General features: G+C 76.0%; 6 protein-coding genes. All 6 read left to right on the forward strand.

Translation table 11 applies throughout. The features are described from left to right. Nucleotides 1-21 precede the first annotated feature (21 nt). Nucleotides 22-420, forward strand: a complete 399-nt coding sequence (locus ACFYM6_RS32820; protein WP_387281345.1) for an NUDIX domain-containing protein — start codon at nt 22-24, stop codon at nt 418-420. Nucleotides 421-850: 430 nt separating this feature from the next. Further along, the gene (locus tag ACFYM6_RS32825) at nt 851-1,246 is read left to right on the forward strand and encodes a DUF2267 domain-containing protein (RefSeq protein ID WP_387281346.1); all 396 of its coding nucleotides are present in this window, start codon (nt 851-853) and stop codon (nt 1,244-1,246) included. A 340-nt stretch (nt 1,247-1,586) separates the two neighbouring features. Continuing rightward, nucleotides 1,587-5,045 (forward strand): AMP-binding protein, encoded by a 3,459-nt coding sequence (locus ACFYM6_RS32830; protein ID WP_387281347.1) that lies wholly within the window; start codon nt 1,587-1,589, stop codon nt 5,043-5,045. Beyond that, nucleotides 5,042-8,125 carry a thioesterase domain-containing protein gene (locus ACFYM6_RS32835; protein ID WP_387281348.1) on the forward strand — a complete coding sequence of 1,028 codons (3,084 nt, stop codon included), beginning with the start codon at nt 5,042-5,044 and terminating at the stop codon, nt 8,123-8,125. The genes ACFYM6_RS32830 and ACFYM6_RS32835 overlap by 4 nt, the downstream gene beginning before the upstream one ends. Beyond that, nucleotides 8,122-10,419 carry a lantibiotic dehydratase gene (locus tag ACFYM6_RS32840; protein WP_387281349.1) on the forward strand — a complete coding sequence of 766 codons (2,298 nt, stop codon included), beginning with the start codon at nt 8,122-8,124 and terminating at the stop codon, nt 10,417-10,419. Before ACFYM6_RS32835 ends, ACFYM6_RS32840 begins: the two co-directional genes overlap by 4 nt. Continuing rightward, nucleotides 10,416-13,967, forward strand: a complete 3,552-nt coding sequence (locus tag ACFYM6_RS32845; protein WP_387281350.1) for an amino acid adenylation domain-containing protein — start codon at nt 10,416-10,418, stop codon at nt 13,965-13,967. The genes ACFYM6_RS32840 and ACFYM6_RS32845 overlap by 4 nt, the downstream gene beginning before the upstream one ends. Nucleotides 13,968-13,992 lie beyond the last annotated feature (25 nt).

Here is a 13,992-nt window from a genome sequence, read left to right on the forward strand (position 1 = left end):
CAGCCGAGCCGGGAGAGTGCCGTGCGTGAGATCGACAAGGTGGCCTGGATCCGGATCGAGGACGGCCGGGTGCTGTGCGCCCGGTCCCGGGGAAAGGACGTCTGGTACCTGCCGGGCGGGAAGCGGGAGCCGGGCGAGGCCGACCTGGCGACCCTGGCCCGGGAGATCGCCGAGGAGTTGGGTGTCGCGATCGTGCCGGAGTCGGCCGTGCCGGCCGGCACGTTCACCGCGCAGGCGCACGGGCGCGCCGCCGGGACGCTGGTGCGGATGACCTGTTACGCCGCCGACTACCGGGGCACGCTGCGGCCGGCGAGCGAGATCGAGGAGCTGGCCTGGCTCGGCTACGCCGACCGGCACCGGGTCTCCCCGGCCAACCAGCTCGTCTTCGAGCACCTGCGCTCGACCGGCACGCTGCGCTGAGCGGGCCCGCGGCGGCGACGGCCGGGTGGCTGCGCTGATCAGCCGGGTAGCAGCCCGGCCAGGGCGTGCAGCGCGGTGCGGACGTGTCCTCGTCGGCGCTGAGGCTGATCCACAGGCCGGGCCGGGCGGCGGCGAACTGGTGGGCGTGCCCTCTCAGCACGAGCTGGGTGGCGACCTCGGGCGCTGGGCATGGGCGGGCGGCGCTGGTCACCCGCTGCTCGCCGGTCTGGCGTACCCGGGACTTCCCGCGCCCAGAGGAGCTGACGGCCCCGGCGGACGCCGGCGCGGCGGTGCCTGTCGGGCGGTGACCGCGTTTGCCCGGCCGGGTCGCGGGTACCCACCGGCGGCTCCAGGTCGTCGCCGGTCGTCAGGCGGTTGAACTGGGGTCGTCGGCAACCCGGTGCCGGGCCGGCGACGACAGGAGGGCGGCGTGCGGTTTCCCCGATTCGTCGAGGCGGTGTCCCGCCGCGCCGAGCTGCCCACCGAGCAGGCGGCCACGATCTCCCGGGCGGTGCTGCAGACCCTCGCCGAGCGGGTGACCGGCAACGAGTCGGCGGAGTTGGCCGCGCAGTTGCCGGACGAGCTGGGCAGTTATCTCTCCGCGCCGGTCGGGCCCGCCGGGGGCGGGGGAGCGGTCGCCTTCGTGCAGCGGGTGGCCGAGCGGGCCGAGGTGGACCCCGCGGTCGCCGAGGTGGGCACCCGGGCGGTGCTCATCACGTTGCGCGAGGCGGTGACGGTCGGCGAGTTCCAGGATCTGCTGGCGCAGCTGCCGAGGGGTTTCGACGTCATGGTGGACCCGATCCCGCGTCCGCCGTACGATATGTGAGGACGCTCCCCAGTAGACCGGGTTGAGCTCCGGCAATTGCACCGCTTGACCGAAGATTCCACGGTTCGGAAGTACTTTCACCGGAAAATAACTTGCGAGTAGCTCTCTACGCTGAAAATCGTCTTCGCGCTAGAGGGATGATCGGACGAATTCCGCCGTCCGAGGTTCCAGCCCCCCGTCCCCCCTTCGGCTCGACCTTCATCGATCCGCTTCCCATCGAGAGATTGAGTTTTATTCTGCATCCATTGTGAAGTCCTGGGGGGGATCATGATCACAAGCGTGGAATCCTGCGCGCCTGCCATCTGTGGGGAAACGTCAACCCCCTGACATGGCAAATTCTATGATCATCAATCGCTTCGGCGACGTCGCGGCGCGGCACGGTGATCGTCCGGCCCTGCTCGGCGAGACCCACGAGGTCAGCTACGCCGAGCTGGCCGGCGCGGCCGGGGGCCACGCCGCCGCGCTCGCCGCCGCCGGCGTCCGACCCGGCGACCGGGTCGCCCTGCTCACCGCGCACGGGGCGCCGACCGTCGCGGCGCTCCTCGGCGCCCTCGCGGCCGGGTGCGCGTACGTGCCGCTGGACCCGGGGTTCCCGGTCGAGCGGCTGCGCCACATGCTCGCCGCCGCCGGGGTCGACGCGATCGCCTGCGCCGCCGAGCACCGGGAGCTGGCCAGCGGGCTCGCCGACGGCCGGACCGTGGTGCCGCTGGACGACGTGCCGCCCGCCCCGCTGCGACCGGTCCCGGTCGACCCGGACGCGCTCGCCTACGTGCTGTTCACCTCGGGCTCCACCGGGGTGCCCAAGGCGGTCGGGCAGACCCACCGCAACCTGGCGCACGTCGTCGACAACCAGATCGCCGCGCTGGCCATCGGCCCGACCGACCGGCTCAGCCTGCTCGCCTCGTTCAGCTTCGACGCCGCCATCCCGGACCTGTACCCGGCACTGCTCACCGGCGCCGCCGTGGTCCCGGTCGACCTGCGCCGGCAGGGCCTCGCGTACGCCGTCGAGCAGCTCGACCGGCACCGGGCGACCGTGCTGCACTGCACGCCCACGGTCTACCGATTCCTGCTCGACACCCTCGGCGACCGGCGGCTCGACGCGGTCCGGGTGGTCCTGCTCGGCGGCGAGCAGGCCACGTACGCCGACGCGGCCCGCGGCCGGGACCGGTTCGCGCCCGACTGCGAGCTGGTCAACGGCTACGGCGCCACCGAGATGACCTTCGTCGCCCGGTACGCGCTGCCGCTGTCCGAGGTGGACTCCGTCGCCACCGGTCCACTGCCGATCGGCGGCGCGTTCCCCGGCTACCAGGTGGATCTCGCCCCCGACACCGGCGAGATCGTGGTGCGCAGCCGGCACCTCGCCCGCGGTTACCTCAACCAGGACAGTGAGCGCTTCACGGTGGACGCCGACGGGGTGCGCGGGTACCGGACCGGTGACCTCGGCCGGCGGCTGCCCGGCGGCGAGCTGGTCTGCCTCGGCCGGCTCGACCGGCAGGTCAAGGTACGCGGGCACCGGGTCGAGCTGACCGAGATCGAGGCGGTGCTCGCCGCCCAGCCCGGCGTGGCCGGCGTACGGGCGATCGCCCGCGACGGCGAGCTGCTGGCGTACGCCCGACCGGCCGACGGGACCCGGCCGGACGCGACGGCGCTGCGGGCCGCCCTCGCCACGGCGCTGCCCGAGTACGCGCTGCCCCGCGCGGTGGTGGTGCTCGACGAGTTCCCGCTGACCGTGACCGGCAAGGTGGACGAGCGGGCCCTGCCCGACCCGGCCCGCGAGGTACCCGCCGACGCCGCCCCCACCAGCGACACCGAGCAGGTCGTGCACGACATCTGGTGCGCGGTGCTCGGCCGGGACGCGGTCGCCCGGACCGACAGCTTCTTCGACGTGGGCGGGCAGTCCCTGCTCCTCGGCCAGGTGCAGCAGCGGCTGGCCGAGCACTTCGGGGTGCGGCTGCCGCTGCTGCGCCTGTTCGACCACCCCACGGTGGCCGCTCAGGCAGCGCTGCTCGACGCCCCGCCCGAGGCGGTGCGCGCGCCGGTGCTGCCCGTGCCGGCCGCGCCGGCCGCCGCGGCCCGGGAGTACACCGGCGACGAGATCGCCGTGGTCGGGCTCGCCGGCCGGTTCCCCGGCGCCCCCGACGTGGCCACCTTCTGGTGGAACCTGTGCACCGGCGTCGACTCCGTCCACGACCACACCGACGAGGAGTTGGCCGCGCTCGGCATCGGGCCGGGGCTGCGCAACGACCCGCGGCACGTACGGGCGGTCGGTCGGCTCGACGGGGTGGCCGACTTCGACGCCGAGTTCTTCTCGTTCGGCGCCGACGAGGCCGCCCGGACCGACCCGCAGCACCGCCTCTTCCTAGAGACCGCCTGGGAGGCGCTGGAGGACGCCGGGCACGATCCGGCGCGGTTCCCCGGCCTGATCGGCGTCTACTCGGCCGCCTCCGCCAACCGGTACTTCCTCTTCCACCTGCTCGACAACCCCGCAGTGGCCGGCGACGTGGACCCGGACGACTGGGAGGCCCGGCTGATCGGCCGGCAGTTCACCGACCACCTGCCCGGGCAGGTCGCGTACCGGCTCGGGCTGACCGGGCCCGCCCTCGCCGCGCAGAGCGCCTGCTCCAGCTCGCTTGTCGCGGTCTGCCTCGCCGCGCAGAGCCTCGCCGACTACCAGTGCGACATCGCCCTCGCCGGCGGCGTCACCGTCACCTGGCCCCGGCACCGGCACACCCCGGGCGGGCTGGCCTCGCCGGACGGCCGGTGCCGCGCCTTCGACGAGGGCGCCAACGGGTCCGGCTTCGGCTCCGGAGTGGGCGTGGTCGCGCTGCGCCGGCTCGCCGACGCGCAGGCCGACGGCGACCGGATCTACGCCGTCCTGCCCGGCTGGGCGATCACCAACGACGGCGCGGAGCGGGCCGGCTTCGCCGTCCCCGGCCCGGCCGGGCAGGCCGCCGCCGTCGCTAACGCGCTCGCCACCGCCGAGGTCGCCCCCGGCGAGGTCCGCTTCGTCGAGGGCCACGGCAGCGGCACGCCCCTCGGCGACGCCATCGAGGTCGCCGCGCTGCACGAGGTGTACGCCGGCGCCGCGCCCGCCGACTCCTGCGCGCTGGGCTCGGTGAAGACCAACATCGGCCACCTGGACGCCGCCGCCGGCATCGCCGGGCTGATCAAGGCGGTGCTCGCCGTGCGGCACGGCGTGATCCCGCCGAACCTGCACTTCACCCGCCCGCATCCGGAGATCGACCTGGCCGCCGGCCCGTTCTACGTGCCCACCAAGGCGCGGGACTGGCCGCAGGGCCCGCGCCGGGTGGCCGGGGTCAGCGCCTTCGGGCTCGGCGGCACCAACGCGCACGTGGTGGTGGAGCAGCCCCCGCCGGACGAGCCGCTCGACGCCCCGGGCGACGGTCCCTGGCTGCTGCCGGTGTCCGCGCGTACCCCGGCGGCGCTGCGGGCCGCGCTGACCCGGCTGCGGGCCCACCTGGCCGGCGCCGCCCCGGCGCTGCCCGAGGTCGCCGCCACCCTGGCGCTCGGCCGGCGGGCGTTCGCCCACCGGGCCGCCGCGGTCGCCGCCGACCTGCCGGGCGCGCTCGCCGCGCTGGACGTGCTGCTCGACACCGAGGCCCGGATCGCCGGCGACGGTGGCCCGCTGCGCGAGTTGGCGGCCGACTGGGTCGCCGGGCGGGACGTCGACTGGGACGCCCTGCATCCCGAGGGCACGGTCCGGCGTACCGGGCTGCCCACCTATCCGTTCCAGCGCCAGCGGTACTGGATCGACCCCGTGCAGAAAGGTCCGCGGTGAACTGGTTCGTCTCCGCCGGAAGCCGACCCCAGGCGCCGGTGCGGTTGTTCTGCCTGCCCTACGCCGGTGCCGGCGCCAGCGCGTTCCGGCGGTGGCAGGAGGGCATCGGCCCGGACGTCGAGGTGCTGCCGGTGCAACTGCCCGGCCGGGAGAACCGGATCAGCGAGGATCCGCGCTTCGACGTCGCCGACGTGGCCGCCGCCATCGCGTCCCGGGCTGACCGCCCGTACGCCATCTACGGCCACTCGATGGGCGGCCGGGTCGGCTTCGAGGTGGTCCGGGAGCTGCGCCGGTCCGGTGGGCCGCTGCCGCTGCGCCTGTACGTCGGTGGCGCCCGGGCCCCGCACGTCGACGCGCCCAGCCTCTTCGACGGGCTGTCCCGGGTGGACGACGAGGAGCTGCTGCGCCGCCTCGGCGAGGGCGGTGGCCTCCCCGCCGAACTGCTGGACCATCCCGAGCTGGTGGAGCTGCTGCTGCCGCTGCTGCGGGCCGACTTCGGCCGGGTGGACAGCTACCGGTACGTGCCCGGCGAGCCGCTGCCGGTGCCGATCGTCGCGTTCAGCGGCGCCCACGACCGGGCGGTCACCCGCGAGCACAGTGCCGCCTGGGCGGAGCACACCGCCGCCGGGTTCACCCTCCGGGAGATCGACGGCGGGCACTTCTTCCTGCACGACCAGCTCCCCGAGGTGCTGGCCGCGATCCGCGCCGACCTGGCCGGCGCGCTGACCACCGACGTACCGGCGGGCGGCGGCGCAGCCGGCGCCGCCGCGGGCGCGCACCGGGTGCCGCTGGGGGACACCGGCTGGTCGGTCTGGCGCGACGCCATCCTGCGTACCACCGGCTTCCCGGCCACCGGCCTCGACCTGTTCTCCGCCCCCCGGGCCGTCACGGCGGCGGACGAGCTGCTCGCCACCGGGTCCGGCGAGGACCGCTACGACAAGGAGTTCGACGAGGCCGTCCGCGCCGCCGCCCACCGGCTCAGCGAACTGGCCGCCGACCCGCTGCTGCGCGAGGCGGTGACCTGGCAGAACCGGGGCGCGCTGGTGGCACTGGACGGGCTGGTCCGCGGCGGCGGCGACGCGTCCCGCAACGTGCGGCGCCGGGACCGGGAACGGGCGCTGCTCAAGTACTGGCAGCGCTACTGCGGCAAGAACGAGACGGTCGGCTTCTTCGGGCCCAGCTGCTGGGTCACCCTCGACCCAGCGCAGCCGGAGACCGTGCGGGTACGCCCCGGCGCGCAGCTCACCGGCCGCCGCTGGGTGTGGTTCGAGTCCTGGGCGCTGGCCGCGTACGCCGACCGGATCGGCGCGGACCTGTCGGTGCGCCGCTGGTGGCCCCCGATGCTGCTGCCGCAGCTCGCCGTCCACGACCGGACCGTGCTGCGCCCCGGGCGCCCGCCGCTACCGCTGTCCCCGGTGGAGGCCGCGCTGCTCGCCGCTGCCGACGGCCACCGATCCGCCGCCGACCTGGTGGCCGACCCGGCCGTCGGGCTGCGCCGGCCCGAGGACGGGTACGCGCTGCTCGACCGCCTGGTGGAACGGGAGCTGATCACCTGGGACGCCGCCCTGCCGGTCAGCCCCGACGCGGAGCAGGTGCTCGCCGACCGGATCGCGGCGATCGGCGAACCGGCCGCCCGCACGGCCGCCCAGGCCGGGTTCGACCGGCTGCGCGCCGCCCGGGACGCCGTCGCCGCCGCGGCCGGGGACCCGGACCGGCTGCGCGCCGCCCTCGACGCCCTCGACGCCACCTTCACCGAGCTGACCGGCGCCGCGGCCAACCGCCGGGCCGGGCAGATGTACGCCGGCCGGACGATCTGCTACGAGGACACCGCCCGCGACCTGGCCGTGGTGTTCGGCGCGCCGCTGCTGGCCGAGCTCGCCGCCCCGCTGGACGTGCTGCTGCGCGCCGCCCGCTGGATGGCCAACGCGCTGGCCGAGGCGTACGGGGAGGTGTTCCGGGGGCTCTACGAGGAGCTGCGCGCCGAGGCGGGCGACGGCCCGGTCGCCCTGGCGGACCTGTGGTTCCTGGCCCAGGGGCTGTTCTGGGGTGGCGGGGAACGGCCGGTGGACGACGTCGCCGCCGAGTTCGCCGCCCGCTGGGCCGGGCTGTTCGGGCTGGACACGCTGCCCCCCGGCACCACCGAGGTGCGGCTGCGGGTGGCCGACCTGGCCGACCGGATCGACGAGGTCTTCCCCGGCACCCGACCGGACTGGTCCAACGCCGTGATGCACAGCCCCGACCTGCAGATCTGCGCCACCGACGCGGAGGCGCTGCGCCGGGGCGAATACACCGTCGTCCTCGGTGAGCTGCACGCCGCCTGGTCGTCGTTCGACTGCGCGGTCTTCACCCCGTCCCACCCGGACGTCGAGCGGCTGCGCGCGGCGCTGGCCGAGGACCTGGGCCAGCGGCGGATCCGGCTGCTCTTCCCGACCGACTGGCCGCGCCGGACCAGCCGCACCTCAGAGTCGCTGACCGGCCCGACCGACCGGCACCTCGCCTTCCAGGCGGCCCCGGGCGGCGAGCCGGGCCGGGTGCTGCCCACCGTGGACCTCGCCGTCACCGACGTCGACGGGCAGCTCGTCGCCACCGCCTCCGACGGGCAGCGGTGGGCGCTCACCGAGATCTTCGCCGAGCTGCTCAGCGCGCACGCGGTGGACGGGTTCAAGCTGGTCGCGGCCGCCCCGTACACGCCCCGGATCACCCTCGACAACATGGTGGTGGCGCGGCAGACCTGGCGGACCACGGTGGAGGAGAGCGGCCTGGCCACGGCGACCGGCGAGCGGCAGCGGTTCCTCGCCGTCCGGGACTGGCGCCGCCGGCTCGGCCTGCCCGAGCAGGTGTACGTCAAGCTCGGCACCGAGACCAAGCCCTGCTTCGTGGACCTGGGCAGCCCCGCCTTCGCGAACATGTTCTGCGCCATGGTCCGGGCCGCCCGGGTCGACGGCGGCGACGGCGTGTCGCTGGTGGTCAGCGAGATGCTGCCCACGCCGGACCAGGCCTGGGTGCCCGACGTAGCCGGCCACCGCTACTTCAGCGAGCTGCGACTGCACATCGTGGACACGCCCGGGGAGGACGCGTGAGCCACCTGCTGCCGCTCGGGCAGACCGGCTGGTCGGTCTGGCGGGACGTGGTGCTGCGCACCGCCGGCTTCCCCGCGGACGGGCTCGACCGGTTCGCCGCCCCCGAGGCGGCCGCCGCCGCCGACGCGCTGATGGACGGCACGAGCAGCCCCGAACTGTTCGACAAGACGCTGCGCGAGGCGTTCTACGCGTCCTCCGCGGTGGCCACCGAGCTGGCCGCCGACCCGCTGCTGCGCGAGGCGGTCACCTGGCAGAACCCGGACATGCTGGTCGCGCTCGACGGCCTGCTGCGGACCGACCCGGCGGTGCGCAACAAGCCCCGCCGCAAGCGGGAGATCGCCCTCCTGCGCTACTGGCAGCGGTACTGCGGCAAGGCGGAGACCATCGGGTTCTTCGGGCCGGTCTGCTGGGGGACCATCGACCCCGAGGAGCCCACGGTCCGGTTGTCGCCCGGCCCGGCGCTGGTCGACCGCCGGAAGGTGGTCTTCGAGGCGTGGGCGCTGATCGCGTACGCCGACCGGCTCGCCGACGACCTGGCGGTGCGCCGCTGGTGGGCCCCGGCGCTGCAACCCCACCTGAGCGTCGAGGGGCGCCAGCTGCGCTGGCCGCTGCACCCGCCGATCGCGCTGACCCCGACCGAGGCCCGGCTGCTCGCCGCCTGCGACGGACGCACCCCCGCAGTCGAGCTGGCCGAGCGGATGCGCGCCGCCGGCGACGTGCACGGCGCCGACGACGTCTACCTGCTGCTCGACCGGTGGGTCGACCGCGGCCGGCTCAGCTGGGGCGCGAACCTGCCGGTCAGCCCGGACGCGGAGCGGGTGCTCGCCGAGCGGATCGCGGTCATCGGCGACGACCGGGTGCGGGCCGAGGTGAGGGCGGGCTTCGACCGGCTCCGCGCGGCCCGGGACGGGGTGTCGGCATCCACCGGCGACCCGGACCGGCTCGGTGCCGCTCTGGCCGCGCTGAACACCGAGTTCACCGCCGTCACCGGCCGGCCCGCCACCCGGCACAGCGGCCAGATGTACGCCGGCCGCACCGTCTGCTACGAGGAGACCACCCGGGACCTGGAGTTCAGCATCGGCGCCGACGTCCTGGACACGCTGGCCGCCCCGCTCGCCGTGGTGCTCCAGACGGCCCGGTGGTTCACCGTGGAGGTCGCCGCCCGGTGCGCCGAACTCTTCGTCGAGCTGCACGACGAGTTGGCCGCCGACGGCCCGGTGCGGCTGGCCGACCTCTGGCTGCTGGCCCAGGGCACCCTGATCGCCCCGGACGGCCCGATCGGCCGGGCCGGCGCGGCGTTCACCGACCGGTGGACGCAGCTGTTCGGCCTGCGCGACCTGCCCGCCGACCAGGTGGAGCTGCGGCTGCGCGCCGACGACCTGGCCGAGCGGGTCCGGCAGCTGTTTCCCGCGACGCGGCCCGGCTGGCCGTCGGCCCGGTTGCACAACCCGGACGTCCAGCTCAGCGCGGCCTCCCTCGATGCGGTTGCTCGGGGCGACTTCCTGCTCGTCCTCGGCGAGCTGCACCCGGCCCACATCGCCTACGACAGCGCCGTCTTCAGCCTGTTCCACCCGGACCCGGCGGCGCTGCGGGCCGCCCTCGACGCCGACCTCGGCCCAGCCCGGCTGCGGGTGCTCTGGCCGGAGAGCTACCCCCGGCGGACCACCCGCACCACGTACGCGCTGACGGGCCCCGAGGACCGCGAACTCGGCATCGACACCGCGCACGGCGCCGACGTCGACCGGCTGGTGCCGGCCACCGCCGTCACCGTGGAGCGCGCCGGCGACCAGCTCACCGCGGTCTTCCCGGACGGCACCCGCTGGCCGCTCATGGAGGTCTTCGCCAGCCTGCTCGACTCGTTGCTGCTGGACGCCTTCAAGCTGCTCGACCCGGCGCCGCACACGCCCCGGATCACCATCGACCGGCTGGTGGTGGCCCGGCGTACCTGGCGCACCACGGCGGCCGCCTGCGGGCTGGCCGGGCACGCCGACGAGGCCGCCCGCTACCTCGCGGTACGCCGGTGGCGGGCGGCCACCGGCCTGCCCGAGCGGGTGTTCGTCAAGGTCGGCACCGAGATCAAGCCCTGCTACGTCGACCTGACCGGCCCGCTGTACGCGCAGTCGCTGTGCGCCATGGTGGACGCCGCCCACCGGATCAGCCCGGACGTGCCCGTGGTGGTCAGCGAGCTGCTGCCGGCCCCGGCCGAGTCCTGGGTGACCGACGCGCAGGGGCGCGGCCACGTCAGCGAACTGCGCCTGCAGATCACCGATCCAGCCACGGGAGACCACCGGTGACCGACATCCTGACCGCCAGCGCCGCGTACGGCGAGGCCCTGCCCTGGCCGGACGCGACCCTCGCCGACCTGATCACCGCGCAGGCGGCCCGCACCCCCGACGCGGTGGCCGTACGCCAGTGGGACGAGCGGCTCACCTACGCCGAACTCGTCGGCCAGGCCGCCGGGGTGGCCGCCGCGCTGCGCGAGCGGGGCGTCGGCCGGGGCGACCGGGTCGGCGTCTGCGGCCGGCGCACCCCCGACCTGGTGGTCACCGTGCTCGGGGTGCTCCTGGCCGGCGGCTGCTACGTGCCCCTGGAGCCGGGCGGCCCGCGCGAGCGGCTGCGCGAGATCGCCCGCGACGCCGGCGTCCGGGTGGTGGCCGGCGACGCCGCGGCCACCGAATTCGGCGACGAGCCGGGCGGACGACCACTCCGGCTCGGCGTGTCTGACGCCACGCCGCGACCCGGAGCAGTCGTCAAGACGGTCGGGCTGCCTGGCCCGGCCCCGCTCGCGCCCTGCCCGGCGCGCCCGGGCGACCCGGCGTACGTGCTGTTCACCTCCGGGTCGACCGGCCGGCCCAAGGGGGTGCTCACCACCCACCGCAACGTGGTTGAGTTCGTCACCGGGGTCACCGCGCTGACCGGCGCCGACGCCGGCGTACGCAGCCTCGGCATCGCCTCGCTCGGCTTCGACGCGGCCACCATGGACCTGTTCGTGCCGCTGCTGCTCGGCGGCGCGGTGCAGCTGCTCGGCGCCGACGACCGGGCCGACCCGGTCCGGCTGGCCCGGTTCCTCGCCGCGCACGAGGTGAACTGGGGATTCATCACCCCGACCGTGCTCGCCCTGCTCGACCCGGCGGACGTGCCGTCCTGGCGGGTGGTGCTCTGCGGCGGCGAGGCGGTCCCCGCCGAGCTGGTCGCCCGCTGGGCCCCCGGCCGGCGGTTCCTCAACGGCTACGGCCCGACCGAGACGACCGTGCTGGCGGTCAGCGGCGACCTCACCGCCGCCGACGCCGACCCGGTGCCGATCGGCCTCCCGCTGCCCAACCACCGGGCGTACGTGGTGGACGCCGAGCTGCGCCCCCTGCCGCCCGGGGAGACCGGCGAGCTGCTGATCGGCGGGCCCGGCCTGGCCGACGGCTATCTCAACCGGCCCGGACTCACCGCCGAGCGGTTCGTCCCCGACCCGTTCGGCGACCGGCCCGGCGAGCGGCTCTACCGCACCGGCGACCTGGTCCGCCAGGCGCCCGACGGCCGGATCGTCTACCTGGGCCGGGCCGACCGGCAGGTCAAGGTCCGCGGCCAGCGCATCGAGCTGGGCGAGGTCGAGGCGGTGCTGGCCGGGCACCCCGGCGTCGACCGGGTCGCCGTGGAGGCGGTGCCCGGACCGGCCGGCACCGAGCTGGTCGCGTTCCTCACCCCGGCCGACGCCCCCGACGACGACGCGCTGCGGGCATACGCCGGACCCCGGCTGACCACCGCGATGCTGCCGGCCCGGACGGTGCGGCTGGCCGCACTGCCGGTCAGCCCGACCACCGGCAAGCTGGACCGGCCGGCGCTGCGCGCCCTGGCCCGGTCCGCGGACACCCCGGTGGACGAGGTCGCCGGCGGCGACCCGGTCGAGGCCACGGTCCGGCGGCTCTGGGCCCGGCTGCTCGGCGCAGCCCCGGACCCGGACAGCGACTTCCTCGCCGCCAGCGGCAACTCGATCGCCGCGATGCGGCTGGTCGCCGCGCTCCGCGCCGAGCTGGGCCGGCAGGTCGACACCCGGGACCTGTTCACCGGCCGCACCTTCGCCGCGCTGGTGGACCGGGTCCGTGCCGCCGCCCCCGCCGGCGCTGACGAGCTCACCACCGGCAACCCGCCCACGCTCTCCCCGCCGCAGCGGCGGCTGTGGTTCATGGACCAGCTCGCCCCGTCCAGCGCGCCCTACAACATCGCCGTCGCGCACCGGCTGCGCGGGCCGCTGGACACCGCCGCCCTCGGCGCGGCGCTGCGCGCCGTGATGGAGCGCCACGACGTGCTGCGCTGGCGCATCCCGCAGACCGGCGGCGTGCCGTACGCGGTGTGCGAGGAGCCTACCGACGTGGCCGTGCCGGTGGTGGACCTGACCGGTGCCGGCGACGCCGAGGCGGAGCTGGCCACCCTGCTGGCCGCCGGGGCCGGGCACGCCTTCGACCTGGCCACCGGGCCACCCTGGCAGCTGACCGTCTACCGGGTCGGCGCCGACGAGCACGTCCTCGCCATGACCATGCACCACGCGGTCTTCGACGGCTGGTCCGAGGCGCTGCTCTACGACGACCTCGCCACCGCGTACGCCCGTGCGGTCGCCGGCGCGCCGCCGACCCTGCCCGCGCTGCCCGCCACGTACGCCGACTACGCGGTCTGGCGGGCCGACCGGGACCGCCGCCGGGGCACCACCGACCTGGCCTGGTGGACCGAGCACCTGGCCGGCGCGCCGACCCTGCTCGACCTGCCCCGGGACCGGCCCCGACCGGCGGTGCAGACCTACGCCGGCGCGGAGGCGGCGGTGGTGCTCGCCGCGGACGCCGACCGGGCGGTCCGCGAGCTGGCCGCCCGGCGCGGCACCACGGTCGCCGCGGTGCTGCTGGCCGGCTTCGGTGAGCTGCTGCGCCGGCTCACCGGGGCCGACGACCACGTGCTCGGCGCGATCGTCGCCGACCGGCGGCTGGCCGCGTTCGACGACGTCATCGGCTTCTTCATCGACACCGTGCCGGTCCGGGTCCGCAGCGGCGGCGCCAGCTTCGCCGAGCTGGTGGACCGCTGCGCCGCCGAACTGCACGAGGTCACCACGCACCCCGGCGCCCCGCTGGAGCGGATCGTCGAGGCGCTCGGCGTCGGCCGGGACACCTCCCGCGCCCCGCTGGTGCAGGTGCTGTTCAACGTGCTCAACTTCGTGCCGCCCCGCCTCGCCCTCGCCGGCCTGACCGTCGAGCCGGTGCCGGTGCCGAAGCCCGGCTCGCCCTTCGACATCACCGTCTACGTGGTGGAACGGGCCGGCCGGGCCGGGGTCGAGGTGGTGCACAACCCGGACCTGTTCGAGGCGGACCGGATCGAGGGGCTCCTGGCCGACCTGGCCGACCTGGTCGGCGCCCTGGCCGCCGACCCGGACGCGCCGGCCGACCGGGTCGCCGCCGAGCTGCCGCGGCCGGCGGTCCGGGTGTCGGCCCTCGGCGCGATGACCGTCGCCGCCGCCGAGCCGGCCCGGGCCGCGCTTCCCGTCGGGCCCGACGAGCTCACCGAAACCGAGGAGCTGATCGCCGGGATCTGGCGGGAGGTGCTCGGCAAGGACCGGGTCGGGGTCGGTGAGAACTTCTTCGACATCGGCGGCCACTCGATGGCCCTCGCCGCGGTGCACGCCCGGCTCACCGCGGCCACCGGCCGCTCCATCACCATGCTCGACCTGTTCCGCCACCCGACCGTACGGGCCCTCGCCGCCAGCCTCGACGGCACCGCCGACCGGCCGGAACTGGCCCGCGCCGCGCTGCGCGCCGCCGCCCGCCGCGGCCGGGCCCGCCGTACCCCGCCCCGACGACCACACCAGTGACGCCGCAACCCTCCCCGCCGGCCAC

Origin of the sequence: Micromonospora sp. NPDC006431 (assembly GCF_042870725.1) — a bacterium.
Classification (GTDB): domain Bacteria; phylum Actinomycetota; class Actinomycetes; order Mycobacteriales; family Micromonosporaceae; genus Micromonospora.